The sequence below is a fragment of the Citrobacter amalonaticus genome, from assembly GCF_018323885.1.
GTDB lineage: Bacteria > Pseudomonadota > Gammaproteobacteria > Enterobacterales > Enterobacteriaceae > Citrobacter_A > Citrobacter_A amalonaticus.
This window is the reverse complement of record NZ_AP024585.1, coordinates 1,275,907-1,300,945: the sequence shown is the minus strand read 5'-3', so window position 1 is coordinate 1,300,945 and position 25,039 is coordinate 1,275,907. Positions and strand designations below refer to the sequence as shown.

Below are 25,039 nucleotides of genomic sequence, written 5' to 3'. Positions count from 1 at the left end.
GAAAAGACGACCGAAAATAGTCAACGCGCAAGAATATCACGGCTCTGTCAGACAGAATAGCGGCAGCGAAACCGACCAGGATTATTCCTGGAGTAGCGTCAGGATACGGCGTCAGGCCCCGTCGACTGTAAGGTGGGACAAAATGTTAACATTTCCAGCAAAACGGCGACGTAATCCCGCGCTTCTTTTTTGAGATCAAACGATTGGGGGGCAAAAAGCCAGTTTTCCATCAGACCTGAAATCATGGCGCGCATCATCACCGCCGCCCGCCGCGTAATCAAATTTGCAGGCAACATTTTTGAATGAATACAATGATCTAAAGTTTGTTCAATCCGATCATAGCTTTCGAGACAGATGTTTCTTTGCGCCTGCTGAACTATAGTCATTTCTCCCACAAATTCACATTTGTGGAATATAATCTCCATCAATAAACGTCGCCGTTCTTCTGTCACGGTAGATTCAAGGAGATGAACGAGTATTTCTCTTAACACTGATAGTGGATCGTCGGGGAATTTTGCCTGATACTCAGTCTCAAGCTCACCAATACTGGATTCTGATAGTTCCCAGATTTCACTAAATAAATCCGACTTGTTTTTGAAATGCCAATAGATTGCACCGCGAGTTACGCCAGCGGCTTTTGCAATCTCCGCCAGCGAGGTGGAAGATACCCCTTGTTGCGAGAACAACCGTAGCGCTACATCCAGGATGTGTTGTCGTGTTTCCTGCGCTTGTTGTTTGGTTTTTCGTGCCATATGTCGGTGAATTTACAGGTGTTAGATTTACATACATTTATGGATGTATGTACCATAGCACGACGATAATATAAACGCAGCAATGGGTTTGTGGACTTTTGACCATTGATCAATTTGAAATCGGACACTCGAGGTTTACATATGAACAAAAACAGAGGGTTTACGCCTCTGGCGGTCGTTCTGATGCTCTCAGGCAGCTTAGCGCTTACAGGATGTGACGACAAACAGGCCCAACAAGGGGGCCAGCAGATGCCAGAAGTTGGGGTTGTGACGCTCAAAACCGAACCTCTACAGATCACAACTGAACTGCCGGGTCGCACCAGTGCTTTCCGTATTGCGGAAGTTCGTCCTCAGGTAAGCGGGATTATCCTGAAGCGTAATTTCGAGGAAGGTAGTGATATCGAAGCAGGAGTGTCTCTCTATCAGATTGATCCTGCGACGTATCAAGCCACTTATGAAAGCGCGAAAGGCGATCTGGCGAAAGCCCAGGCCGCTGCCAGCATCGCTCAGGTAACGGTTAACCGTTATAAAAAGCTGCTCGGCACGCAGTACATCAGCCAACAAGATTACGATCAGGCGCTGGCCGATGCGCAACAGGCGAATGCCGCTGTCGTTGCCGCGAAAGCCGCCGTTGAAACCGCGCGCATTAACCTGGCGTACACCAAAGTGACCTCTCCGATTAGCGGCCGTATTGGTAAATCTGCCGTGACGGAAGGCGCGCTGGTGCAAAACGGTCAGGCGACAGCGCTGGCAACCGTGCAGCAGCTCGATCCTATCTATGTTGACGTGACGCAGTCGAGCAACGACTTCCTGCGTCTGAAACAAGAACTGGCTAATGGAACGTTGAAGCAGGAAAACGGCAAGGCGAAAGTCGAGCTGGTGACCAGCGACGGCATCAAATTCCCGCAGACCGGTACGCTTGAGTTTTCAGACGTGACCGTCGATCAGACCACCGGTTCTATCACCATCCGCGCCGTCTTCCCTAACCCGGATCACACCTTATTGCCGGGAATGTTTGTTCGCGCGCGTCTGGAAGAAGGAACCAACCCTACTGCGTTACTGGTGCCGCAACAAGGCGTGACCCGTACGCCGCGCGGCGATGCTACCGTGCTGGTTGTGGGTGCGGATGACAAAGTGGAAAACCGTCAAATCGTGGCCAGTCAGGCGATTGGCAACAAATGGCTGGTGACCAGTGGTCTGAAAGCAGGCGAACGCGTCATTATCAGTGGGCTGCAGAAAGTGCGTCCTGGTGCGCAGGTGAAAGCACAAGAGATTACCGCAGAGAACAACCAGCAAGCCGCTAGCGGTAGCCAGCCTGAGCAGTCTAAGTCTTAACTTAAACAGGAGCCGTTAAGACATGCCTAATTTCTTTATCGATCGCCCCATATTTGCATGGGTGATCGCCATCATCATCATGTTGGCAGGGGGGCTTGCGATCCTCAAGCTGCCGGTCGCGCAATATCCGACGATTGCGCCGCCCGCAGTGACGATCTCCGCAACCTACCCTGGCGCTGATGCCAAAACCGTGCAGGATACGGTCACGCAGGTTATCGAACAGAATATGAACGGTATCGATAACCTGATGTACATGTCCTCAAACAGTGACTCCACGGGTACCGTGCAGATCACCCTGACGTTTGAATCCGGTACGGATGCAGATATCGCGCAGGTTCAGGTGCAGAACAAACTGCAGTTGGCGATGCCGTTGCTGCCGCAGGAAGTACAACAACAGGGTGTGAGCGTTGAGAAGTCGTCCAGTAGCTTCCTGATGGTTGTCGGGGTTATCAATACCGACGGCACTATGACGCAGGAAGATATTTCGGATTACGTCGCCGCCAACATGAAAGACACCATCAGCCGTACTTCCGGCGTGGGTGACGTTCAGCTGTTTGGTTCGCAGTATGCGATGCGTATCTGGATGGACCCGACCGAACTCAACAAGTATCAGTTGACCCCGGTCGATGTCATTGCGGCTATCAAAGCGCAGAACGCCCAGGTAGCTGCCGGTCAGTTAGGCGGTACGCCGCCGGTGAAAGGCCAGCAGCTTAACGCATCGATTATTGCCCAGACCCGTCTGACGTCAACCGACGAGTTCGGCAAAATCCTGCTGAAAGTGAACCAGGACGGCTCTCAGGTTCGCCTGCGTGACGTCGCGAAAATTGAACTGGGCGGCGAGAACTACGACATCATCGCGAAGTTCAACGGTAAACCGGCCTCCGGTCTGGGGATCAAACTGGCGACCGGCGCGAACGCGCTGGATACCGCCGCGGCGATCCGTGCCGAACTGGTGAAGATGGAACCTTTCTTCCCGTCAGGCCTGAAAATCGTTTACCCGTATGACACCACCCCGTTCGTGAAAATCTCTATTCACGAAGTGGTGAAAACGCTGGCGGAAGCGATCATCCTCGTGTTCCTCGTGATGTATCTGTTCCTGCAGAACTTCCGCGCAACGCTGATCCCGACTATTGCAGTACCGGTCGTTCTGTTGGGGACCTTTGCGGTGCTTGCCGCTTTTGGCTTCTCGATAAACACCCTGACGATGTTCGGGATGGTGCTCGCCATCGGCCTGTTGGTGGATGACGCCATCGTGGTGGTCGAGAACGTCGAACGAGTCATGTCCGAAGAGGGGCTACCGCCGAAAGAAGCCACGCGTAAATCCATGGGGCAGATTCAGGGTGCACTGGTGGGTATCGCAATGGTGCTGTCTGCGGTATTTATCCCGATGGCTTTCTTTGGCGGATCTACCGGTGCGATTTATCGTCAGTTCTCCATCACCATTGTGTCCGCAATGGCGCTGTCCGTACTGGTTGCGTTGATCCTGACGCCGGCGCTGTGCGCCACCATGCTTAAACCGGTTGCCAAAGGCGACCACGGTGAAGGCAAGAAAGGCTTCTTCGGCTGGTTTAACCGCATGTTCGATAAGAGCACGCACCATTACACCGACAGCGTGGGTAATATTCTGCGCAGCACCGGTCGTTATCTGCTGCTGTATCTGATCATCGTCGTCGGCATGGCGTTCCTGTTCGTCCGTCTGCCAAGCTCCTTCCTGCCGGACGAAGACCAGGGCGTATTCCTGAGCATGGCCCAGTTGCCTGCCGGTGCGACCCAGGAACGGACGCAGAAAGTGCTTGATGAGATGACCGACTACTTCCTTACCAAAGAGAAGAACAACGTTGAATCGGTGTTTGCGGTTAACGGCTTCGGCTTTGCAGGTCGTGGTCAGAACACCGGTATCGCGTTCGTCTCATTGAAAGACTGGGCTGACCGTCCGGGTGAAGAGAACAAGGTTGAAGCCATTACCCAACGCGCTTCTGCCGCCTTCTCGCAGATTAAAGACGCCATGGTATTCGCCTTTAACCTGCCCGCGATTGTGGAACTGGGAACCGCGACTGGTTTTGACTTCCAGTTGATTGACCAGGCGGGACTCGGTCACGAAAAACTGACCCAGGCGCGTAACCAGTTGTTCGGCGAAGTGGCAAAACATCCGGATCTGCTGGTCGGCGTTCGTCCGAACGGTCTGGAAGATACGCCGCAGTTCAAGATTGATATCGACCAGGAAAAAGCACAGGCGCTAGGTGTTTCCATTAGCGACATTAATACCACGCTGGGTGCCGCATGGGGCGGAAGCTATGTGAACGACTTTATCGACCGCGGTCGTGTGAAGAAAGTTTACGTCATGTCCGAAGCCAAATACCGTATGTTGCCGGAAGATATCGGTAACTGGTATGTGCGCGGCAGCGATGGTCAAATGGTGCCGTTCTCAGCCTTCTCGTCTTCACGCTGGGAATACGGTTCACCGCGTCTGGAACGCTATAACGGTCTGCCTTCTATGGAGATCTTAGGTCAGGCGGCACCGGGTAAGAGTACCGGTGAAGCGATGGCAATGATGGAGCAGTTGGCCAGTAAGCTGCCATCCGGTATCGGCTACGACTGGACGGGGATGTCCTACCAGGAACGTCTGTCCGGTAACCAGGCCCCTGCCCTGTATGCCATCTCACTGATTGTCGTCTTCCTGTGTCTGGCGGCGTTGTATGAGAGCTGGTCGATTCCGTTCTCCGTTATGCTGGTGGTTCCGCTGGGGGTAATTGGTGCGCTGTTAGCGGCCACTTTCCGCGGTCTGACCAACGACGTTTACTTCCAGGTGGGCCTGCTCACCACCATTGGGTTGTCGGCGAAGAACGCGATACTGATCGTCGAATTCGCCAAAGATCTGATGGATAAAGAGGGCAAAGGCCTGATTGAAGCGACGCTGGATGCGGTTCGTATGCGTTTACGTCCGATCCTGATGACCTCTCTGGCGTTCATTCTGGGCGTTATGCCACTGGTTATCAGCTCCGGTGCCGGTTCCGGCGCGCAGAACGCCGTAGGTACCGGCGTTATGGGCGGGATGGTCACCGCAACGGTTCTGGCTATCTTCTTCGTCCCGGTCTTCTTTGTGGTGGTACGCCGCCGCTTCAGCCGGAAAAGTGAAGATATTGAACACAGCCATTCCGTAGAACATCGCTGATGCTCATCTGATAAAAGGCCGCGCAAGCGGCCTTTTTTTCGAATGAAATCAGCAAAAGGGCTTATTGATACCTTGTTGACTTTTGGTTGTAGATAATAAAGGTTATAATCCACAAGAGGATGAAGGCTATTTCTGGCCATTTGGCTTATGGCTTATTCCCTACTTAACCACTCATTATTAAGACAATTCCTGGGGGGTATCCGTTTCTGGTTTCGTGTCGGAGGTAAGCGATGAGGATGGAAAGAGAGGATAATCTGATGAATTTCAAAATAATCACGTAATTATCTCATTTCGGAATGGGCTGGCGACATGCTATAATGAGAAAAATCCACAAACCTTCACTTTCTCTCATATTACATTAATTGTAATTTTTCGTAATATAACGATGAAATCTTTTTTAGAGTAGATTATAGTTAAATCATCAAGCGTAGAAGGCAAGTACCAGGTCAGTTAGTTGTACCCATCCCGAAAGGTGTTCGGTTAGTTCAAGCCACTAAGAAGGGGATGCGTTATGGATGAATACTCACCCAAAAGACATGATATAGCGCAGCTTAAATTTCTTTGTGAAACGCTTTATCACGACTGTCTTGCAAACCTTGAAGAAAGCAATCATGGCTGGGTTAACGACCCAACCTCGGCGATCAACCTTCAACTCAACGAACTGATAGAGCATATTGCAACCTTCGCACTTAATTATAAAATTAAGTATAATGAGGACAATAAGCTGATTGAGCAGATTGATGAATATCTGGACGACACATTTATGTTGTTCAGCAGTTATGGCATTAATGCGCAGGATCTGCAGAAATGGCGGAAATCAGGTAATCGCTTGTTCCGTTGCTTTGTGAATGCCACCAGAGCTAACCCTGTTAGTTTGTCTTGTTAAAAATTATTACAATCATAGGTAAGATTTATGTCCGATAAACCATTAACTAAAACTGATTATTTGATGCGCTTGCGACGCTGTCAGACAATTGACACACTTGAACGCGTGATTGAGAAAAATAAATATGAATTATCTGACAATGAATTGGCTGTATTTTACTCAGCCGCCGATCACCGTCTTGCAGAATTGACGATGAATAAACTTTACGACAAGATCCCCTCCTCCGTCTGGAAATTCATTCGTTAATTTGATTACTGAATATCAGGAAATACGGATGTTTTCCTGGGGAACATTTATCTTATTTGCAATAACAATAGCATGGCTATTGTGACTTCTGTCACGGTATAGTTCAGGGATCGTTCCCTGATTAACGCAGACCCTCTACTGTATTGCCTCACCAGTGAACAGGCAGAGAGCGCAGAATGAGTGAAGAGAAGCGTAAAATGATAGCGGGTGAACGGTATCACCCGGCAGATGAGACTCTGCGCCATGACCGATTGCAGGCGCGTCGGTTCGTTCACCGCTACAATCACACCGCCCCGGATGAAAAGGCCGAACGCCAGGCTATTCTCCACGCCCTGTTAGGTCAGTGCGACCGCCCCTACATCGAGCCTTCATTTCGCTGTGACTACGGTTACAATATCTTCCTGGGTAAAGACTTCTACGCCAACTTCGACTGCGTCATGCTCGACGTCTGCCCCATTATTATTGGTGATAACTGCATGCTGGCTCCCGGCGTTCATATCTATACCGCCACGCATCCGCTGGATGCGACAGAACGCAATAGCGGACTGGAGTTCGGCAAACCCGTCACGATTGGCAATAATGTCTGGATTGGTGGGCGTGCGGTCATTAATCCCGGCGTCAGCATTGGTGACAATGTGGTGGTTGCCTCCGGCGCCGTAGTGACCAAAAGCGTACCCGCCAACGTCGTGGTGGGAGGTAATCCAGCACGGATTATTAAAACACTGTAAATAGAATTGTAACTGTTATGCTAAATTGTGGTTAATCTGTTACTTTTTTCAGGCTAATCGCCCATTTAAAATAGGGCGTTCCCCTGTAAGTTGCGAAATCACGAAGGCAAAAAATGACAGAAATACAACGCCTGCTCACTGAAACCATCGACGATCTGAATGTTCGTGAGAAGCGCGATAATAAGCCCCGCTTTAGCATCAGCTTTATTCGTAAACATCCAGGCCTGTTTATCGGGATGTATGTTGCGTGGTTTGCCACGCTGGCGGTCATGCTGCAATCAGAAACGCTGGTTGACTCCGTCTGGCTGCTGGTGGTGCTGTTTGTCATCCTCAACGGTTTTTTCTTTTTTGATGTCGCCCCGCGCTATCGCTATGAAGATATCGACGTACTGGATTTAAGGGTGTGTTACAACGGCGAGTGGTACAACACCCGCTTTGTGCCTCCTACACTGATTAGCACCATCCTTCACTCCCCGGACGTTGACGATGAACGTAAAGCGCAATTACAGAAGATGCTGACGCGTAAAGGCGAACTGTCGTTTTACGATATCTTCACTCTTGCCCGCGCAGAAGCCACACCATAGCCAATTGGTATTGCCGGATAGACTTTTCCTCTATCCGGCCCTCTTCTCTCTAACGCCGTTTTTTCCTTCCCTGTACCGCTTTAAAACGCGGGTTGCTCTTACAAATCACATATAAACGCCCTTTCCGCTTTACGATCTGACAGTCGGGATGGCGCTGCTTTGCGCTACGTAATGAATTCAAGACCTGCATGATATCCTCATCAGCGTTGATATTATGTTATAGTATAACATTACCTTATCGCTGAACGCATGACAGTTCAATCCTTTCCGCATTAACGCGCGTTCTTTTGCATTGAAGACGGCGAAAAGTCGGACTCCCCACAAAAAATTCTGCAGATTAACGACATCATTTACAGGGCTTTTTTCCCGATCGGATATACTTTCTCTACAATGCGTTATTAAGGATATTTGCGTGAGAACACGACATCTGGTCAGTCTGGTAACAGGAGTGCTTATCCTCGCCGTATTGGTTCCGGTCGGTTTGAGTGTCTGGCTCGCTCATCGCCAGGTCGAAAAGAAATTCATCGAGGAGCTGGATACCTACTCATCGCGCGTATCTGAACGTACTGAACGCGTGGTGGCCCAGGCAAAACAGGCATTACAGCAGATTAACGCCGTGAACAGCGCACCGTGCTCGCGTGAACACTTACTGGCGATGCGGAGACTTTCCTTCAGCTATCGCTATGTCCAGGAAGTACTGTATCTGCGAAACAACATACCACGCTGTTCCTCTCTGGAGCAGGAAAGTTATACCTCGGCCTTCCCGCCGCCCATGAAAATCACTAACGATGGCTACCGCGCCTGGTTTACCGCGCATAACGATCTGGGGATCGAGCGTTACATGGCAGCACTGGGCTATGGCGACTATATCGTGATGATTGATCCCGCCTCATTTATCGACGTGGTTCCTTTTGGCGCCTGGCAGATCGATGTCGCGATTATTGGCGTAAAACGCAATACCGTCATTGCCAGCAGCAGCGCGCTCGCACCGAATATTCTGCAATTTACTCAGGAAACCACGCCTCGCCACATGGAAAGTCATGGCATTATTTATGAGATTCGCCCTTTCCCGGAGATGGGCATTACCATTGTCAGTTGGGCGTCGACCCTCCCACTACAAAAAATCTGGTACCGGCAGGCGCTGATCTGGGTTCCCGCCGGCACTCTGATCGGTCTGCTGGCCGCCGCCTTTATTTTGCGCATTCTGCGCCGTCTCCAGTCACCCCACCACCGATTGCAGGATGCCATCAATAACCGCGATATTAAGGTCCATTATCAGCCTATTGTGTCACTCAGCACCGGCAAAATCGTAGGGGCGGAAGCGCTGGCGCGCTGGCCGCAAACTGACGGCAGCGACCTGTCGCCCGACATTTTCATCACTCTGGCCGAAGAGACTGGTCTTACCGAACCTCTCACCCGCTTAATCATTGAAACGGTATTTGAGGATATGGGGAAATGGCTGAAGCAGCATCCCGAACAGCATATTTCCATAAATGTTGAAGCGGCGGATCTCGCCTCTGAAAAGCTCCCGACGTTGCTCAGTAAACGGCTTAACCGGTATCAGCTTGCCCCCTCACAGATTGCGCTGGAACTGACGGAACGGGGATTTGCCGATCCGAAAACCAGTTCACCCATTGTCGCCCGCTATCGTAAGGCGGGGCATGCTATCTATATTGATGATTTTGGCACCGGCTATTCCAGTCTTAGTTATTTGCAGAATCTGGACGTAGATATCCTGAAAATCGACAAATCGTTTGTCGATGCGCTCGAATATAAAAACGTGACGCCGCATATCATCGAAATGGCCAAAACGCTGAAGCTGAAAATGGTGGCGGAAGGAATTGAAACGGCTAATCAGGAAGACTGGTTGCGCCAGCACGGCGTCCATTATGGGCAGGGCTGGCTTTACAGCAAAGCGCTGCCCAAAGAAGCATTTATTCTGTGGGCTGAAAAACGCTTATAACGCAAAGATGGCTGGCGGCACGCCGCACAGCCAGTCACGCTAGTCGTCGATAATGGGGGAGAATCCGCCGTAAATCATGCGTTTACCATCAAACGGCATCGACTCACTGAACGCTTTCATGCGCGGATCGTTCATCATCTTCTGATTCGCCGCATCCCGCACTTCTTTCGACGGGTATTCAATCCAACTGAATACCACTTCTTCGTGCTCCTCGGCTTTCACCGCCATACGAAAATCGGTGAGTTTGCCATCGGGCACATCCTCGGCCCAACATTCCACAATGCGGAGCGCGCCAAATTCCTTGAACAGCGGTGCTGCTTTTGCCGCCATCGCCTTATAAGCCTCCTTGTTTTCGGCAGGTACGGCAAGGACAAATCCATCCACGTACTTCATGAGAAAAACCTCCGAAGTCCACCGCGCGACAAGCCTATTCCAGCCGCGTCAGTCGTGAATAAGTTTAGTCGCCCTCTCCTGTCTACGCCGTCTGAATCCGCGCACTGGGTTTGTAGCGAAACCACGGCAGGCAGATCTGGATCAGCGGTCCAATCGCCAGCGCATACAGCACGGTTCCGACGCCAAGCGTACCGCCGAGCAGCCAACCGCTCAGTAAAACAGAAACTTCAATCGCCGTTCGGATCGTACGCACCGACCATCCCGTGCGGGCGTGAATACCGGTCATCAGACCGTCTCTCGGCCCGGCGCCAAACCCCGCGCCAATGTACATCCCCGTCGCCAGGGCGTTCACTACCACGGCCGCCACCAGCATAAGGCTACGCACCGCGAGAGAGGAAAACGTTGGTATCATCGCCAGCGCGGCATCGGCGGCAAGCCCGATCACAATCACGTTACTGAGCGTCCCCAATCCTGGGCGCTGACGCAGGGGGATCCACAGCAGGAGTACCAGCGCGCCGACAATAATCATCACCACGCCAATCTTCATCGACAACAGATTCGCCAGCCCCAGATGGAACACGTTCCACGGATCGGCACCTAAATCCGCGCGCACAAACATCGCGGTTGATACCCCATACAGAGCCAGCCCAAAATAAAGTTGAACCAGACGACGTCCCATTTTCACCCTCCCCGTTCAGATAGTCTTCATCATCGCTGTAATTGGCACTATGATTAATGACCAGTTTTGAAAAAGTGGACTGCAATGTCATCACGTCGTTATGGAAGTCAATCTCTCCAGCGCCTGCTTGGGCACTGGCAGGATAGCGCCGCAAGAACTCCGCTCTGGCGGCAACTGGCAGAAGCGTTGCGTCTGCTGATCCTCGACGGGCGTCTGGCACTCGACAGTCGTTTGCCCGGAGAACGCGAACTGGCTGCGGTACTCGACGTCAGCCGGACCACCGTGGCCAGCGCGCTGGCGCAATTGCGGGAAGAGGGATATCTGGAGAGTCGGCACGGCAGTGGGTCGCGTGTGGTTCTGCCAGGTCATATCCGCGAAGTGCCGACGCGAACCGGTACCACGATGGCATTGGATCTCTCCACCGCCGCCCTCAGTGCGGGGCCTGAAATCCATCAGGCTTATCAACAGGCGCTGGTTGCGATGCCACCGCATTTGCTGACGTCGGGCTATCAACCACAGGGATTACTCGGCTTGCGTGAATCGCTCGCCCGTCATTACTGTGCGCGAGGCCTTCCGACAACGGCGGATGAAATCATGGTGGTCAACGGCGCGGTCAGTGGTCTGGCGCTGATCCTGCGCTTATTGACTGGCCCCGGCGATCGGGTAGTGGTCGATCATCCGACGTACCCGCTGGCAATTGCGGCCATTCAGGGCGCCTCCTGTCGACCGGTGGGCGTGTCATTACCCGAACAGGGTTGGGATACGGATGGACTGGCCGCAACCATCGCCCAGACCTCACCGAGAATGGCCTATCTGATGCCGGATTTCCATAATCCCACCGGGCGGTGTATGGATGATGAGACGCGGCACGTCATCGCGGATATCGCTGCCCGTACGCGTACAACGCTAGTGATTGACGAAACGATGGTGAACCTCTGGTACGACGCCCCACCGCCCCCGCCACTGGCGGCGTATCACCGCGACGCCCCGGTAATTATGCTGGGTTCAGCGGGCAAGAGTTTCTGGGGAGGACTGCGTCTGGGCTGGGTGCGTGCGCCATCACGTACCATCGCCGCGCTGGTGCAAACGCGGGATACGGTCGATTTGGGCTCGCCGGTCATCGAACAACTTGCCACCACGTGGCTCCTGGATAATGCTGATTCATTTTTGCCGCAGCGCAGACAACAGCTCGCCGCGCGGCGCGCACTCTGCGACACCCTGATGCGCAAACACTTTCCCGAGTGGCGCTATCAGCAACCACAGGGCGGATTATCCTTCTGGGTAGAACTGCCGGATACGCTGGCAACGCTTTTCGCCACGCGGGCGGAAAGCGTCGGGATCCAACTCGGAACAGGCACCCGTTTTGGGCTCACGGGCGCATTTGATCGTTTCTTACGTATGCCGTTTGCCTTACCGGAAGAGCCTCTGCGCGCGGCGTTTAACACCCTGGAACCGATCTGGGAAACACTGCGTCTGCAGTCCGGCAACGCTAAGGTGCGTAAGATTATTTAATGCTGACGAGGAACCGGAAAACCCTTGAGGGAAATCACAAAATTATCGCCCTCTTTCTTTATTTTGGCACCGGCATCGCACCAGTCAGAGGCTATACGGAAAAATTCATCACTACCGACGTTCCAGCTCAGGCAAACATGCTTAACATAACCCGAGCGGAGCAGTTCACAGGCTTCGCCATAGTTACTGGCGATGGAGAGCGTTTGCTGTTTCATTTTTTCTTCTTCAGTAGTCTGCGCAATGCTTTGATTTCTTTAGGAGTCAGTGGCTCAACAAACGACTCTTCCGTGTGTTGGCTATCGATATCGCCAGCCGAGACCCCCGCCTCTGCCGCAACGTCGAAGGCAATCAGCAGCAGTTTTTCTGTCGTGACGCTTAAATTCTCATTATTCAGTTCAGCGTAATGACGAAGTTTTTCTTTTAACGTCTCATCAATTTTGACATTCAGTACTGCAGTAGCCATCGTAAGAATCCTTGTGGACAGGCAAAAGCACGGTTCCGGCGACGACAGGATCGCCATGGCGTGATAAGCGAATTGAGCGCCAGGATTTAACATCCCAAAAACACTCTGCCAGCATTTGATGACAAAAAAATGACAAAACTATGACAACAACAAGAAGAAAAACGAAGATGTGATGCCAGATGGCACAAATGGGTGGGGGCCCTGCCAGCTACATCCCGGCACACGCGTCATCTGCCTTGGCTGCTTCCTTCCGGACCTGACCTGGTAAACAGAGTAGCGTTGCGGGAGAACCAACAGAGCCCCCATTGAGAGCGTTGTTAACCAACGCGCAGGCGCATTATCACTGCTGCCCCCTGTAATTGCAAGCCATCGGCGGTCAGATGCTGGTTTCTTGCGCAATGGAACTTCCCGCGCCCGCCATTCCAGATTATGCTGAAGGATTACCGCAGGAAGAGACCATGGACAGACAAGACACTTTCCCTCAGCGCGTCTGGCAAATTGTTGCCTCCATTCCCGAAGGCTGTGTCACCACTTATGGCGACATCGCATTGCTCGCAGGTTCTCCGCGCGCGGCCAGACAGGTTGGTGGCGTACTCAAACGTTTACCCGAAGGCAGCACCCTGCCCTGGCATCGGGTGGTGAATCGGCACGGTGCGATTTCACTCACCGGTCCCGATCTACAGCGACAACGGCAGGCATTACTGGCAGAAGGTATTGTGGTATCAGGGAGCGGGCTGATTGATTTGCAACGGTATCGCTGGAATTATTGACCCTCTCCGGGTGGAGAGGGTCAGACAGGCCTTAGTACTGTGTCGGAGCAGGCACCGCTGAAGACGGGTTGACCTGCGTTGGCGAAGTTGAAGGCACCGTTGTCGCTGCCCCACCGCTTGCCTGCACAGGCACTTCCGTTTGCTGCACCGGCACCAGAGTCAGATCGGCTTTCGTACCGCCCTGGTTGATGACCGGCTGAACGGTATCGGTAATAAACACCAGTTTGTCATTCACCGTAATTGCCGCACTCAGCAGAATGCGGGCATTCGGCTGCACGTCAGCCGGGTTAAACGGCAGAACGAAGCTAAATGGCGCCTGTTTCCCTTCGGTACGAACCGCTTTCTGGGACAACACTTTCGACGGGGCGTCGGCGAGCGACGCATCCGACAGGGTCACGGTAAGCACGGCGTCAGGCGGCAATGCCACTTTCTGACGGATCCATACGGTACCCGAGACATTAGGTTGCTGAATAGCAGGCTGTGTGGTCGTTGCTGAAGTGTTTGGGTTTGGCGCTGGCGTCTGGATATCCGCGCTTTTATCTGCGCAGGCGGCCAGAGCAACCGCAACCGCTAAACCACTTACCATGTGCATGAGCTTCATTAAATTCTCCTTATCATCTCTGCACCAGCGGGTTTTCCTCCCGCCGGAAGAGTGGTTAACAAAAACGTAACGTAGCTAAGTGTGGCACATATCACTTATTTTTGCCTGGAATTGGCCAGTTTTTCAGACTATTGCACCCATCGGACCACTTCTAAAATTGCGTTATACTCTGCCTATCTCGCTTCGGCGTCGTTGTTACCTGGAGAGCATGTATGAGTCAGGCACTGAACAATTTGCTGACATTGTTGAATCTGGAAAAAATTGAGGAAGGACTCTTTCGGGGCCAAAGTGAAGACTTAGGGCTGCGCCAGGTATTTGGTGGACAGGTCGTCGGTCAGGCGCTGTATGCAGCGAAAGAAACGGTACCAGAAGAACGCCTGGTCCACTCGTTTCATAGCTATTTTTTACGCCCTGGTGATAGCCAGCGACCGATTATTTATGACGTGGAAGTTCTGCGCGACGGCAACAGCTTCAGCGCCCGCCGCGTTGCCGCTATTCAGAACGGAAAGCCTATTTTTTATATGACCGCTTCATTCCAGGCGCCAGAGCCCGGTTTCGAACATCAAAAAACCATGCCGCACGCCCCCGCGCCGGAAGGATTAACATCAGAAACCGACATTGCCCGGTCAGTCGCGCATCAGTTGCCGCCGATTTTAAAAGATAAATTTCTCTGCGATCGCCCGCTGGAAGTGCGTCCCGTTGAGTTTCATAACCCGTTAAAAGGCCATGTGGCAGAACCCACGCGCCAGGTGTGGATCCGCGCGAACGGTACATTACCCAACGACATTCGCGTCCATCAGTATCTGTTGGGCTACGCCTCCGATCTCAATTTCCTGCCGGTTGCCCTGCAACCTCACGGCATTGGTTTCCTGGAAAAAGGGATTCAGATTGCCACGATCGACCATTCCATGTGGTTCCACCGTCCGTTTGATTTGAATGAATGGCTGCTGTACAGCGTGGAAAGCACGTCGGCCTCCAGCGCGCGCGGATTTGTTCGCGGCGAGTTCTACACGCAGGATGGCAAACTGGTGGCCTCGACCGTGCAGGAAGGGGTGATGCGTAATCACAACGAATAAAAAACCGGATGGCATTGCTGCGCATCCGGCGATATCCCGTGTTGCCCGGTTAAGTTCACCGGGCATTTTTCTGTTATGCGTTGTAGGCATTCTCGCCGTGACTGTTCACATCCAGCCCTTCGCGCTCTTGCTCTTCCGGGACGCGCAGACCAACGGTCATATCCGCCAGCTTGTAGCCGATGAAGGCCACGACGCCAGACCAGACGATCGTGATGGCGATGCTCTCAAGCTGAACCAGCAGCTGATGCCCCATCGTCACCCCTTCAGCAAAGCCCACACCGCCCAGTGCGCTTGAGGCAAAGACCCCGGTAAGAATACAACCGACAATCCCGCAGACACCGTGAACGCCAAACACATCACACGGGTCATCAACGCGCAGCAGACGTTTGAGCATTGTCACGCCCCACAGCCCGGCCACGCCAGCCACCACGCCAATGATTAACGCGCCACCGACACCGATGTAACCACAGGCAGGCGTCACGCCAACCAGACCGGCAATCGCCCCTGAGCATGCACCCAGCAGAGACGGTTTACCGCGCAACGCCCACTCGCCGAAGATCCAGCCGAGGATCGCGGCGGCCGTGGCAACAACGGTGTTCACAAAGGCCAGCGCAGCAATTTCGTTCGCCGTCCCTGCGGAACCGGCGTTAAAGCCGAACCAACCGATATAGAGGATCGCCGTACCAGTAAAGACCATCGGCAGGTTATGCGGTTTGAACGCCTCTTTGCCGAAACCCACACGTTTGCCAATCAGGTAAGCCCCCACCAGGCCAGCGATGGCGGCGTTGATATGCACGACGGTACCGCCGGCAAAGTCCAGCGCACCGTGCGATCCCAACAGGCCGCCGCCCCACACCATATGGGCAATCGGAATGTAGGAGAGGGTCAGCCAGACCACCACGAAGATCAGGACGGCAGAGAAACGGATGCGTTCCGCCAGCGAACCGACGATCAGGCCGACAGTAATACAGGCAAACGATCCCTGGAATGCAACGTGAATATATTGGTAGATACTGCCCATTACGGCGGTCAGTTCAATGTTTTTCAGCATCACCCAGTTGAAGTTACCGAAGAAGCTGTTCCCTTCGCCGAATGCCAGTGAATAACCAAACACCACCCATATGATGCACACCAGCGCAAAGGTGACGGTGACCTGCGTCAGCATCGACAGGACGTTCTTCCCGCGGATCAAACCGCCGTAAAACAGGGCGATACCCGGTATGGTCATAAACAGCACCAGCGCGGTACAAATCATCATAAAGGCGTTATCGGCTTTATCCGCCACTGCCGGAGCAGCCATCGCGAGACCTGGCAGCAGCGCCAGCGAAGCAAGGCCCGTTTTCATCGTTGCTATCTTCATTTTGTCGTTTCCCGTTACTGTGTGCCAGGCTTTACAGCGCCGCTTCGTCAGCTTCGCCGGTGCGAATACGAATGACGCGTTGCAGCTCCGCGACGAAAATTTTGCCGTCGCCAATTTTTCCGGTGTAGGCCGCCTTGCTGATGACATCGATCACTTCATCCAGTTGGTCGTCGGCAATGGCCACATCAATCTTCACTTTAGGCAGGAAGTTGACACTGTACTCTGCACCCCGATATAACTCGGCATGACCCTTCTGACGTCCGAACCCTTTCACTTCGGTGACGGTCAGCCCTTGAATACCAATAGAAGAGAGCGCTTCGCGAACGTCTTCCAGTTTGAACGGTTTGATTACCACGGTAACCAGCTTCATAGATCCCCTCCAGTCAGAATTCGGCATATGGTGCGACTACACGACTGAGGTATTGCAAGGGGTATGCCAGAATTGAAAAAGCGGGGCCGATGTCTGTTCTACAGGCCGTCTGACTGGCGATTCAGAATGGAAAACGGAACGGGAAAAGAAAAACGCACCATGGCAGTGCATGATGCGTTACATTTTTGCACCACCGCCGAAGCGACCCGGCAGTGGCGGTGCATCAGGCGGGAAGCGACTCCTCACGAACGCTGGCGGCAAGCTCTTCGCCAGCGAGCTGGAGCTGATACATCTGCCAGTAGCGCCCTTGCGCCGCAAGCAGTTGCTGATGAGTACCACGCTCTACCGCCTGTCCACGATGAAGCACCAGAATGGTGTCCGCCTCAACAATGGTCGACAGTCGGTGCGCAATCACCACCAGCGTGGTGTGTTCGCGCACGGCGGCCAGCGCATGCTGAATGGCCTGCTCGGTACCGGAATCGATACTGGCGGTCGCTTCGTCGAGGATCAAAATTTGCGGCGTTGCCACCAGCACCCGCGCCAGCGCCAGTAACTGTTTCTGCCCGACGGAGAGATTGTTCCCCTGCTCGCCAAGTTGAGTATGAATGCCTTCGCTCATCCCGCGAGCCAGCTCCGCCAGTTGCACCGTCTCCAGGGCTTGCCACACTTGTTCTTCAGAGATATCCCGCCCCAGCGTCACGTTTGCCAGGAATGAATCCGCCATGACCACCGGATCCTGTTGCACCATCGCGACGCCCTGACGCAACGCGCTGTGACTCAGTGAACGTAATGGACGCCCGTCAAGGCGAATCTCCCCCTGACTCAGTGGGTAATAGCCCATCAGCAGACTGGCAAGCGTACTTTTACCGCTGCCGGTATGCCCAACCAGTGCAACAAAACTGCGGGACGGTACGGAAAGGCTGACATTTTGCAGCACCAGATTATCATCGCGGTAGGCGAACGACACATCCTCAACGTCAATCTGCCCGGACGCCAGCGGTCGCGGGTCCTGCCCGTAACGCTGGCGCGGCCCGTCCATCAGTTCAAACACGCGCTCCCCGGCCACCACGGCCTGTTGCAGCATCGACTGCTGAGTGGTCAGTTCGATCAGCGGTTCATTAAGGCGTCCCAGATAACTGATAAAGGCGTAGAGCACCCCGACTTCTATTGTTCCTGCCGACGTAAAACTGAACAACATCAACAGACCGCAGAGAATGAGCGCGGAAAACAGGCTCAGCAGAGGCCGTAATAAGAAGCCATCTAAACGCAACGTCTGCATACGCGCCAGATAATGCGAGCGGCTGGCTTCGCCCATCCTCTCACCAAAGCGCGCCTGCTGGCGAAACTGCTGGATCACGCTCATGCCGTTAATCACTTCGTTGAAGCCATCATTGATATCGGCGAGATAAGCCCGCACACGACGGACTATCGGCGTGCTGTAACGCTGATAGATAATCATCACCACCAGCACCGCCGGGAAAATCAGGATCGCCACCAGCGCCATGCGCCAGTCGAGACTGAACATTGCCACCAGCATCGCGCCAATCAGCGCCGCGCTGCGCAGAACTGTCGCGACTACCGTGACATACAGATCGCGGATCACTTCGGTATCGTTGGTGACGCGCGAAATGAGCTGTCCGACGGGCTGCGTGTCAAATTCACTCAACGGCTGGCGCAGCGCGGCATCCATCACGTCGGTACGCAATTGCTGCACCACGCCGACCGCAGCGCGGTTAAACAACAGCGACTGAGCATAGTGCAGACTGGCGGCGAGAATCTGTAGCCCAAGATAGGCGGCAATGAGTCCGGTCACCCTCCCCAGCGGCAGGTTATTTTTAGCCACCATGTTGTCGATGAAGTAGCTTATCAGTAGCGGCCCGCTGACTTCTGCTGCCGCCGCGACCCACAGCATAATCACTGCAACGCCTAATGGTTTTCGCCATGGCGATCCATAGGCCAGCAGGCGTTTGAGGGTCGGCCATAACTGCCCAAAACTACGCATTTGCCGCCTCCTCGTTATTTTCCGGCGCATCATCAAGCGCCGCTTCCAGTTGCTGATAACGGTACATATCGCGATACCAGCCCGCCTGCTGCACCAGTGCCTCGTGATCGCCGCGCTGCGCGATATGCCCATGCTGCATCACGATGATTTCGCTCGCTTCAGTCAGCGCCGAGAGGCGGTGCGCGCTGATAATCACCGTTCGCCCTTCTCCCCACTGGCGCAGATTGTGCAAGATCTGATGCTCCGTTCGCCCGTCCACCGCCGACAGGGCATCATCCAGGATCAGGATTTCGGCATTCAGCAACAGCGCCCGCGCAATGGAGATACGCTGTTTCTGTCCGCCGGAAAGCATCACGCCGCGCTCACCGACTTCAGTGTCGTAACCCTGCGGCAGACGGAGAATATCCTCATGCACACTGGCTAAACGCGCGACATGTTCAATATCCTGCTGCGTGGCGCCGGGGCAGCCCAGCGCAATGTTATTGGCTACCGTATCCGAAAACAGGAATGGCGTCTGACTGACCACCGCCAGCCGACTGCGCCAGCTATCCAGTTGCAGGCATGGCAGAGGGATGTCATGAAAACGGATATCTCCCTGGGTGACATCGAAATGGCGCTGAATCAGCGACAACACGGTACTTTTACCCGCACCAGTCGGCCCGCAGATGCCGAGCATCTGCCCAGGCTTAAGCTGAAAATTGACATTTTCCAGCGTCGGGTGCGTGGTTTGCGGATAGCAGAACGCACGGATCGCCACCGCCAGTTCGCCCCGCCCTTCCGGCACCGGTTCGCTGCCATCATTCACCACCGGCGCTTCGGCCAGCATCGCGCGAATACGACCGTAAGCGGCGCTACCGCGTTCCACGATGTTAAACATCCACGCCAGCGCCAGCATCGGCCAAATCATCAGCCCGAGGTACATCATGAAGCTGGTCAGTTGTCCCAGCGTCAGCGAACCTTGTACGACCATCCAACTGCCGCCACCGATAGCCAGCAGGTTCGCCGTGCCGATGGCGATATAAATCGTCGGATCAAAACGGGCATCAATACGCGCCACGCGCATGTTTTTCTTCCCGGTATCTTCCGCATCAGCCGCAAACAGTGCGGACTGCCGATCCTCCAGACCAAAGGCTTTGATCATACGAATACTGGTCAGGCTCTCCTGGGTACGGTCATTGAGACTGGAGAACGCCGCCTGTGCCAGTCTGAAACGATCATGCAGACGATCGCCGTAGCGTTTGATCATCAGCGCCATTACCGGCATCGGCAGTAGAGCAAACAGCGTAAGCTGCCAGCTGATCTGCGTGGACATCACAATCAGCACCGCACAGCCCATCACCAGCGAATCCACCAGCGTCAGAACCCCTTCCCCGGCGGCAAAGACCACGCGGTCGACATCATTGGTGGCGCGCGCCATGAGATCACCAGTGCGGTGGCGCAGATAAAATTCAGGATGCTGGCGGCTGAGTTGGCGGTAATAATCTTCGCGTAGCTCCACCGCCAGTTGGTAAGACGCACCAAACAGCAGCACGCGCCAGACGTAGCGCAGCAGATAGACCACCACGGCAATCAGGGCGATGGTGCCAATCCACAGCATGATCTGTTGCGGCGTAAAGCGTTGTGTAGATACGCCATCCACCACAATACCGACCACTTTTGGTGGAATGAGTTGCAGAATAGCGATGAGGATAAGCAAGGCAACCGCCCCGAGGTAGCGACGCCACTCCCGGCGAAAATACCAGCTTAATTGAGCAAATAATCGCACGTATTATGTCCTGACCTGATTTTCCGGCAAATCGTGCCGGGAGAGTTATTCGATTGGCAGCGCAGTGGTGTATTTAATCTGTTCCATGGCAAAGCTCGACGTGACGTCCGACAGACCGGGAACGCTATTGACCAGACGTTTATAGAAGTCGTCATAGCGCTTCATGTCGGCCACCTGAACCCGCATCAGGTAGTCGTACTCCCCGGCCATGCGCCAGAAGCCCAACACCTCCGGCATCTCACTGACCACCGTCACGAAGCGGCAATACCAGTCACTGCTGTGATGCTGGGTTTTAATGAGCACAAAGGCGGTTAATCCCAGCCCCAGTTTTTCCGGATCCAGCAGTGCGACTTTACCGACCAGAATTCCCTCATCTTCTAGTCGTTTGAGGCGTTTCCAGCAGGGTGTGGTGGTCAGATTAACGGCATCCGCCAGCGCCTGCAAAGAGAGGGTGCAGTCCTGTTGCAACAATGCAAGCAGCTTACGGTCAATTTTATCTAACATACCGGCACCTCAGAGAAGAATTTTCTCCTTACATTCTATTTTAAAGGCTAAATGGCAACAATTTTTTCCGTGCTTTTCGCTACTCTTGGCACAAAATGACAAATGGATACTAATGATGAACAGCACCTGGGTTAAAAATGCCATCAATGAGATTAACGCGGATTATCAGCGCTCGGCGGATACCCATCTTATCCGCCTGCCATTACCGGCATTTCCGGATATCCAGCTCTATCTGAAAGATGAAAGCACCCACCCGACCGGTAGCCTGAAGCACCGGCTGGCGCGTTCGCTGTTCCTCTATGGGTTGTGCAATGGCTGGATTAAGGAAGGCACGACGATTATCGAATCCTCTTCCGGTTCAACGGCAGTCTCCGAAGCCTATTTCGCGCGCCTGCTGGGGCTGCCGTTTATCGCCGTCATGCCCGCCTGTACGGCCAAACGGAAAATCGAACAGATTGAATTTTACGGTGGTCGCTGTCATTTCGTGGACAGCGCCTGCGAGATTTATGCGGCGTCAGAACAACTGGCGCATGAGTTGAACGGCCATTATATGGATCAGTTCACCTATGCCGAACGCGCCACCGACTGGCGCGGTAACAACAATATCGCCGACAGCATCTTCCGCCAGATGCAGTGTGAACCGCATCCCGTACCGAAACACATTGTGATGAGCGCCGGAACCGGCGGGACCTCCGCGACCATTGGCCGCTACATCCGCTGCCAGGGTTACGATACAAAATTGATGGTGGTGGACCCGGAAAACTCCGTCTTCCTGCCTTTCTGGCAGTCGCGTGATGCTACGCTGCGCAGCCCTGTCGGCAGCAAAATTGAAGGAATTGGACGCCCGCGCGTCGAACCGTCATTCATTGCCGACGTGGTCGATGAGATGCTGCGCGTACCGGATGCCGCCAGCGTGGCGACCGCGCACTGGCTGGAAACGCAACTGGGCCGCAAAGTCGGTGCCTCTACGGGTACCAATATGTGGGGAATGTTGCAACTGGCCGCCCGCATGCGCGAAGCCGGAGAAACCGGTTCGCTGGTGACGCTACTGTGCGACAGCGGCGAACGCTATCTGGACACCTACTACCATGCTGAATGGGTGAGCGCCCATATTGGCGATCTTAGCGCGGCGAAAGCAGAGCTGGTGGGGTTGCTGAATACCCATTAAATCAAAAAAAACCGGGCTGAACGCCCGGTGCTGGTAGGGTCTCTCATTCGGGGGAATAAGGAAGATTTGGATAGTCCAGCCAATGTGTCAAAAAGTGTGATACCGCCTGGTTGCGACAATGACCAATCACCGGTAAATGGGGAAGTTCGGCAATAAGCTGCGGCATGGCATTGCCCATGATCAGGCCACGGCCGACGCTGCCAAGCATTTCGCGATCGTTCATCGCGTCACCAAACGCCATACATTCCGTCAGCGACAGCCCCAGATGTCCGCTCAGGACCTCCAGTGCAGAACCTTTGTTACAGCCTACCGGCAGTACTTCCAGGCAATCGATCGCCGAGTAACAAAGATGGGCTCGTGCGCCCAGTACCTCTTCAAGCTGAATTTTCAGCCTCGTCAAATCGTCATGATCGCCACAGAAGCAAACTTTAGTCACCCGATCTGCCGGAATACGCGCGACATCCACAATCTGATAGCGAAAACCGCTATAGACGTGGGCGTGCAGCATCTCGGGGATCTCTTGTCCGGTAAACCAGCCGTTATCGTTGAAGACATGCATACTCGCCTGTGTGTCCCAGTGCTGATGCAGGACGATCTCAGCAACAGCCGGATCCAGATCCTGACGGTGCAGCACCTCGCCTTCCAGCGAGTGAATGCGTGTCCCGTTACCGGTGATCAGAAAAGCATCGAGAGAAAAAGTGCCGAGAATATGGCGCATTTCCAGTACATGGCGTCCGGTGGCAAACGTCAGGGTAATGTCACGTTCGCGCAGACGCGCCAGAGTAGAGAGCGTTTCATCACCCAAAAGGTGATTTGGCATCAACAGGGTGCCATCCATATCAAATGCAGCCAGGCGTGCCATCTCTTTCTCCACTCGGTGACGGATTAACTTGTGATTCAGTATTACCTGAGATATACGGAAGTAATAGTGAATAGATAAAAGAAATTGTTCCGGGTTTATATGCGACTTCTCAATCGGCTTAATCAGTACCAGCGACTCTGGCAGCCTTCTAACGGCGAACCGCAGCACGTGACCGTCGGGGAACTGGCTGAACGCTGCTTCTGTAGTGAGCGGCACGTCCGCACGTTGTTGCGCCAGGCGCAGGAATCGGGTTGGCTGGTCTGGGAGGCGCAGTCCGGACGCGGTAAGCGCGGGCAACTGCGTTTTCTGGTGGCCCCGGAATCATTGCGCACGGCGATGATGGAACAGGCGCTGGAGAAGGGCCAACAGCTTAGCGTACTGGAGCTGGCGCAACTGGCACCCGGTGAACTACGGGCCATGCTGCAGCCCTTTATGGGGGGTCAATGGCAAAACGACACGCCCACGCTGCGTATTCCCTATTACCGTCAGCTTGAACCGCTGCATTCTGGTTTTCTTCCCGGTCGCGCCGAGCAACATCTCGCAGGGCAGATTTTCTCCGGACTGACCCGTTTTGACAGCCAGACGCAGCGGCCCTGCGGGGATTTAGCCCACCACTGGGATATTTCCGCCGACGGGTTGCGCTGGGACTTCTATATCCGCTCGACGCTGTTCTGGCACAACGGTGACGCGGTAGAAACCACACAGCTTCATCAGCGACTGCTGATGTTGCGCAAACTCCCGGCACTGAACCGGCTGTTTATCAGCGTAAAGCACATTGAGGTGACGCATCCGCAGTGCCTGACGTTTATCCTGCACCGCCCGGATTTCTGGCTGGCGCACCGGCTGGCAAGCTACGGCAGCCTGCTGGCACATCCGGAACACCCCGTCATCGGAACGGGACCTTTTCGTCTGACGCTGTTTACGCCCGAACTGGTACGTCTGGAAAGCCATGACCATTACCATCTCGTACATCCACTGCTCAAAGCCATTGAATACTGGATCACCCCTCAGCTTTTTGAGCAAGATCTCGGCACCAGTTGTCGCCATCCGGTGCAGATAACCATTGGCAAACCCGAAGAACTCGCCACGGTGAGCCCGGTAAGTACCGGCATCAGTCTCGGCTTTTGCTATCTCGCGCTGAAAAAAAGCGCCCACCTGACGCCACTGCAGGCTCGTCGGCTGGTCAGCCTTATTCATCGTTCTTCACTGCTGCAAACGCTGGATGTGAGAGAAAACCTGATTACGCCCTGCAACGAATTGTTGCCTGGCTGGGCCATTCCGCAGTGGGAGGGGCTGGAATCGGTTGAACTACCGAAAAAAATGACGCTGGTTTATCACCTGCCGGTGGAACTGCATACTATGGCAGAACACCTGCGCCACACGCTGGCCGCCCTCGGCTGCGAACTGACGCTGATTTTTCATAACGCGAAAACCTGGGACGGCTGCCAACGGCTTGCCGAAGCGGATCTGCTGATGGGAGACCGCCTGATTGGCGAAGCGCCCGAATATACACTCGAACAGTGGCTACGCTGTGATTCACTTTGGCCGCACGTGCTTGATGCACCAACATTCTCACATCTTCAGGCCACGCTGGATGCGCTGCAAATCAGACCGGAAGAGGATCATCGCTATGCCGCGCTGCGGCAAGTTTTCGCCAGCCTGATGGATGACGCGACGCTGACGCCGCTGTTTAACTATCACTATCGCATCAGCGCACCACCTGGTGTGAACGGGGTGCGGTTGAATCCGCGCGGCTGGTTTGAGTTCACCGAAGCCTGGCTACCACCACCCGCGTCGTGAAGAAGCTGGTCGCCAGGCAACTCTGGCGCTACCATAGCGGCTTTATAC

The 25,039-nt window shown here is 54.1% G+C and carries 25 protein-coding genes and 1 other RNA gene; 12 read left to right on the top strand and 14 right to left on the bottom strand.

Going from position 1 to position 25,039, the window contains the following annotated elements; genetic code table 11:
• Positions 1–98 precede the first annotated feature (98 nt).
• On the bottom strand, positions 99–752 hold the full coding sequence (gene acrR / locus KI228_RS06140) for a multidrug efflux transporter transcriptional repressor AcrR (protein ID WP_044258933.1): 654 nt from the start codon (positions 750–752) through the stop codon (positions 99–101).
• A gap of 141 nt (positions 753–893) precedes the next feature.
• Between acrR and acrA the strand changes: the two genes are divergently transcribed.
• The 6 genes from acrA to KI228_RS06110 all read left to right on the top strand — a co-directional run bounded on the left by acrA (position 894) and on the right by KI228_RS06110 (position 7,703).
• The gene (gene acrA, locus KI228_RS06135; protein WP_043001556.1) at positions 894–2,087 is read left to right on the top strand and encodes a multidrug efflux RND transporter periplasmic adaptor subunit AcrA; all 1,194 of its coding nucleotides are present in this window, start codon (positions 894–896) and stop codon (positions 2,085–2,087) included.
• A gap of 22 nt (positions 2,088–2,109) precedes the next feature.
• Positions 2,110–5,259 carry an efflux RND transporter permease AcrB gene (gene acrB / locus KI228_RS06130; protein ID WP_043001557.1) on the top strand — a complete coding sequence of 1,050 codons (3,150 nt, stop codon included), beginning with the start codon at positions 2,110–2,112 and terminating at the stop codon, positions 5,257–5,259.
• Between the two features lie 511 nt (positions 5,260–5,770).
• Complete coding sequence (gene tomB, locus KI228_RS06125) at positions 5,771–6,145, top strand: Hha toxicity modulator TomB (RefSeq protein ID WP_042324455.1); 375 nt, start codon at positions 5,771–5,773, stop codon at positions 6,143–6,145.
• A 27-nt stretch (positions 6,146–6,172) separates the two neighbouring features.
• Positions 6,173–6,391 (top strand): HHA domain-containing protein, encoded by a 219-nt coding sequence (locus KI228_RS06120; protein ID WP_001280991.1) that lies wholly within the window; start codon positions 6,173–6,175, stop codon positions 6,389–6,391.
• 176 nt (positions 6,392–6,567) lie between these two features.
• The gene (gene maa / locus KI228_RS06115) at positions 6,568–7,119 is read left to right on the top strand and encodes a maltose O-acetyltransferase (protein ID WP_044258934.1); all 552 of its coding nucleotides are present in this window, start codon (positions 6,568–6,570) and stop codon (positions 7,117–7,119) included.
• 113 nt (positions 7,120–7,232) lie between these two features.
• Positions 7,233–7,703 carry a YlaC family protein gene (locus KI228_RS06110; protein WP_061070460.1) on the top strand — a complete coding sequence of 157 codons (471 nt, stop codon included), beginning with the start codon at positions 7,233–7,235 and terminating at the stop codon, positions 7,701–7,703.
• Between the two features lie 49 nt (positions 7,704–7,752).
• Here the strand turns inward: KI228_RS06110 and ykgO are convergent, their stop codons facing one another.
• Entirely contained in the window at positions 7,753–7,893 is a 141-nt protein-coding gene (gene ykgO / locus KI228_RS06105) for a type B 50S ribosomal protein L36 (RefSeq protein ID WP_003859006.1), read from the bottom strand.
• A gap of 222 nt (positions 7,894–8,115) precedes the next feature.
• Here ykgO and KI228_RS06100 point away from each other — a divergent pair, with 222 nt between their 5' ends.
• Complete coding sequence (locus tag KI228_RS06100; protein ID WP_054176085.1) at positions 8,116–9,666, top strand: EAL domain-containing protein; 1,551 nt, start codon at positions 8,116–8,118, stop codon at positions 9,664–9,666.
• Between the two features lie 39 nt (positions 9,667–9,705).
• On the opposite strand, the gene KI228_RS06095 is transcribed toward KI228_RS06100, so the two are convergent.
• Both KI228_RS06095 and yczE read right to left on the bottom strand, forming a co-directional pair.
• Positions 9,706–10,059 carry a DUF1428 domain-containing protein gene (locus KI228_RS06095; protein ID WP_043001561.1) on the bottom strand — a complete coding sequence of 118 codons (354 nt, stop codon included), beginning with the start codon at positions 10,057–10,059 and terminating at the stop codon, positions 9,706–9,708.
• 82 nt (positions 10,060–10,141) lie between these two features.
• Positions 10,142–10,738, bottom strand: a complete 597-nt coding sequence (yczE, locus tag KI228_RS06090) for a membrane protein YczE (RefSeq protein ID WP_061070461.1) — start codon at positions 10,736–10,738, stop codon at positions 10,142–10,144.
• 84 nt (positions 10,739–10,822) lie between these two features.
• Here yczE and yczR point away from each other — a divergent pair, with 84 nt between their 5' ends.
• A complete protein-coding gene (yczR, locus tag KI228_RS06085) occupies positions 10,823–12,250 on the top strand; it encodes a MocR-like transcription factor YczR (protein ID WP_061070462.1) in 1,428 nt (475 codons plus the stop codon).
• On the opposite strand, the gene KI228_RS06080 is transcribed toward yczR, so the two are convergent.
• The 3 genes from KI228_RS06080 to ffs all read right to left on the bottom strand — a co-directional run bounded on the left by KI228_RS06080 (position 12,247) and on the right by ffs (position 13,009).
• Positions 12,247–12,465 carry a hypothetical protein gene (locus KI228_RS06080; protein WP_043001564.1) on the bottom strand — a complete coding sequence of 73 codons (219 nt, stop codon included), beginning with the start codon at positions 12,463–12,465 and terminating at the stop codon, positions 12,247–12,249. The two genes, yczR and KI228_RS06080, sit on opposite strands and share 4 nt — an antisense overlap.
• Positions 12,462–12,713, bottom strand: coding sequence for a hypothetical protein (locus KI228_RS06075; protein ID WP_043001565.1), 252 nt, complete (start codon positions 12,711–12,713; stop codon positions 12,462–12,464). Before KI228_RS06075 ends, KI228_RS06080 begins: the two co-directional genes overlap by 4 nt.
• Positions 12,714–12,912: 199 nt before the next feature.
• Positions 12,913–13,009: signal recognition particle sRNA small type (gene ffs, locus KI228_RS06070), an RNA gene on the bottom strand.
• Positions 13,010–13,171: 162 nt separating this feature from the next.
• Here ffs and KI228_RS06065 point away from each other — a divergent pair.
• Positions 13,172–13,483 (top strand): MGMT family protein, encoded by a 312-nt coding sequence (locus KI228_RS06065; RefSeq protein WP_043002001.1) that lies wholly within the window; start codon positions 13,172–13,174, stop codon positions 13,481–13,483.
• 31 nt (positions 13,484–13,514) lie between these two features.
• Here KI228_RS06065 and KI228_RS06060 read toward each other — a convergent pair whose 3' ends face one another.
• Positions 13,515–14,084, bottom strand: coding sequence for a YbaY family lipoprotein (locus tag KI228_RS06060; RefSeq protein ID WP_061070463.1), 570 nt, complete (start codon positions 14,082–14,084; stop codon positions 13,515–13,517).
• A gap of 212 nt (positions 14,085–14,296) precedes the next feature.
• On the opposite strand from KI228_RS06060, the gene tesB reads away from it, so the two are divergent.
• Positions 14,297–15,160 (top strand): acyl-CoA thioesterase II, encoded by an 864-nt coding sequence (gene tesB, locus KI228_RS06055; RefSeq protein WP_043001567.1) that lies wholly within the window; start codon positions 14,297–14,299, stop codon positions 15,158–15,160.
• A 73-nt stretch (positions 15,161–15,233) separates the two neighbouring features.
• Here the strand turns inward: tesB and amtB are convergent, their stop codons facing one another.
• The 5 genes from amtB to decR all read right to left on the bottom strand — a co-directional run bounded on the left by amtB (position 15,234) and on the right by decR (position 21,161).
• Entirely contained in the window at positions 15,234–16,520 is a 1,287-nt protein-coding gene (gene amtB, locus KI228_RS06050) for an ammonium transporter AmtB (RefSeq protein ID WP_043001568.1), read from the bottom strand.
• A gap of 31 nt (positions 16,521–16,551) precedes the next feature.
• The gene (glnK, locus tag KI228_RS06045) at positions 16,552–16,890 is read right to left on the bottom strand and encodes a P-II family nitrogen regulator (RefSeq protein WP_002891893.1); all 339 of its coding nucleotides are present in this window, start codon (positions 16,888–16,890) and stop codon (positions 16,552–16,554) included.
• A gap of 223 nt (positions 16,891–17,113) precedes the next feature.
• Positions 17,114–18,892, bottom strand: coding sequence for a SmdB family multidrug efflux ABC transporter permease/ATP-binding protein (locus KI228_RS06040; protein WP_044258949.1), 1,779 nt, complete (start codon positions 18,890–18,892; stop codon positions 17,114–17,116).
• Positions 18,885–20,657: a SmdA family multidrug ABC transporter permease/ATP-binding protein gene (locus tag KI228_RS06035; protein ID WP_061070464.1), complete on the bottom strand. Its 1,773-nt coding sequence runs from the start codon at positions 20,655–20,657 to the stop codon at positions 18,885–18,887. The genes KI228_RS06040 and KI228_RS06035 overlap by 8 nt, the downstream gene beginning before the upstream one ends.
• A gap of 45 nt (positions 20,658–20,702) precedes the next feature.
• On the bottom strand, positions 20,703–21,161 hold the full coding sequence (gene decR / locus KI228_RS06030) for a DNA-binding transcriptional regulator DecR (RefSeq protein ID WP_043001571.1): 459 nt from the start codon (positions 21,159–21,161) through the stop codon (positions 20,703–20,705).
• A 112-nt stretch (positions 21,162–21,273) separates the two neighbouring features.
• Here decR and KI228_RS06025 point away from each other — a divergent pair, with 112 nt between their 5' ends.
• The gene (locus tag KI228_RS06025) at positions 21,274–22,329 is read left to right on the top strand and encodes a PLP-dependent cysteine synthase family protein (RefSeq protein ID WP_141227411.1); all 1,056 of its coding nucleotides are present in this window, start codon (positions 21,274–21,276) and stop codon (positions 22,327–22,329) included.
• Positions 22,330–22,372: 43 nt separating this feature from the next.
• On the opposite strand, the gene cof is transcribed toward KI228_RS06025, so the two are convergent.
• Entirely contained in the window at positions 22,373–23,191 is an 819-nt protein-coding gene (gene cof, locus KI228_RS06020) for an HMP-PP phosphatase (protein WP_061070465.1), read from the bottom strand.
• A 99-nt stretch (positions 23,192–23,290) separates the two neighbouring features.
• Here cof and KI228_RS06015 point away from each other — a divergent pair, with 99 nt between their 5' ends.
• On the top strand, positions 23,291–24,991 hold the full coding sequence (locus KI228_RS06015; RefSeq protein ID WP_044327292.1) for an SgrR family transcriptional regulator: 1,701 nt from the start codon (positions 23,291–23,293) through the stop codon (positions 24,989–24,991).
• Positions 24,992–25,039: the final 48 nt, after the last annotated feature.

Excerpts from the sequence above, each read along its gene's own strand:
- KI228_RS06025 (WP_141227411.1), top strand. The coding sequence starts at position 21,274 with ATGATGAACAGCACCTGGGTTAAAAATGCCATCAATGAGATTAACGCG.
- cof (WP_061070465.1), bottom strand. The coding sequence starts at position 23,191 with ATGGCACGCCTGGCTGCATTTGATATGGATGGCACCCTGTTGATGCCA.
- yczE (WP_061070461.1), bottom strand. The coding sequence starts at position 10,738 with ATGGGACGTCGTCTGGTTCAACTTTATTTTGGGCTGGCTCTGTATGGG.
- KI228_RS06120 (WP_001280991.1), top strand. The coding sequence starts at position 6,173 with ATGTCCGATAAACCATTAACTAAAACTGATTATTTGATGCGCTTGCGA.
- KI228_RS06110 (WP_061070460.1), top strand. The coding sequence starts at position 7,233 with ATGACAGAAATACAACGCCTGCTCACTGAAACCATCGACGATCTGAAT.
- ykgO (WP_003859006.1), bottom strand. The coding sequence starts at position 7,893 with ATGCAGGTCTTGAATTCATTACGTAGCGCAAAGCAGCGCCATCCCGAC.
- acrA (WP_043001556.1), top strand. The coding sequence starts at position 894 with ATGAACAAAAACAGAGGGTTTACGCCTCTGGCGGTCGTTCTGATGCTC.
- amtB (WP_043001568.1), bottom strand. The coding sequence starts at position 16,520 with ATGAAGATAGCAACGATGAAAACGGGCCTTGCTTCGCTGGCGCTGCTG.
- KI228_RS06075 (WP_043001565.1), bottom strand. The coding sequence starts at position 12,713 with ATGGCTACTGCAGTACTGAATGTCAAAATTGATGAGACGTTAAAAGAA.
- KI228_RS06015 (WP_044327292.1), top strand. The coding sequence starts at position 23,291 with ATGCGACTTCTCAATCGGCTTAATCAGTACCAGCGACTCTGGCAGCCT.
- KI228_RS06040 (WP_044258949.1), bottom strand. The coding sequence starts at position 18,892 with ATGCGTAGTTTTGGGCAGTTATGGCCGACCCTCAAACGCCTGCTGGCC.
- tomB (WP_042324455.1), top strand. The coding sequence starts at position 5,771 with ATGGATGAATACTCACCCAAAAGACATGATATAGCGCAGCTTAAATTT.
- KI228_RS06065 (WP_043002001.1), top strand. The coding sequence starts at position 13,172 with ATGGACAGACAAGACACTTTCCCTCAGCGCGTCTGGCAAATTGTTGCC.
- acrB (WP_043001557.1), top strand. The coding sequence starts at position 2,110 with ATGCCTAATTTCTTTATCGATCGCCCCATATTTGCATGGGTGATCGCC.
- maa (WP_044258934.1), top strand. The coding sequence starts at position 6,568 with ATGAGTGAAGAGAAGCGTAAAATGATAGCGGGTGAACGGTATCACCCG.
- acrR (WP_044258933.1), bottom strand. The coding sequence starts at position 752 with ATGGCACGAAAAACCAAACAACAAGCGCAGGAAACACGACAACACATC.
- decR (WP_043001571.1), bottom strand. The coding sequence starts at position 21,161 with ATGTTAGATAAAATTGACCGTAAGCTGCTTGCATTGTTGCAACAGGAC.
- tesB (WP_043001567.1), top strand. The coding sequence starts at position 14,297 with ATGAGTCAGGCACTGAACAATTTGCTGACATTGTTGAATCTGGAAAAA.
- glnK (WP_002891893.1), bottom strand. The coding sequence starts at position 16,890 with ATGAAGCTGGTTACCGTGGTAATCAAACCGTTCAAACTGGAAGACGTT.
- KI228_RS06060 (WP_061070463.1), bottom strand. The coding sequence starts at position 14,084 with ATGAAGCTCATGCACATGGTAAGTGGTTTAGCGGTTGCGGTTGCTCTG.
- yczR (WP_061070462.1), top strand. The coding sequence starts at position 10,823 with ATGTCATCACGTCGTTATGGAAGTCAATCTCTCCAGCGCCTGCTTGGG.
- KI228_RS06095 (WP_043001561.1), bottom strand. The coding sequence starts at position 10,059 with ATGAAGTACGTGGATGGATTTGTCCTTGCCGTACCTGCCGAAAACAAG.
- KI228_RS06080 (WP_043001564.1), bottom strand. The coding sequence starts at position 12,465 with ATGAAACAGCAAACGCTCTCCATCGCCAGTAACTATGGCGAAGCCTGT.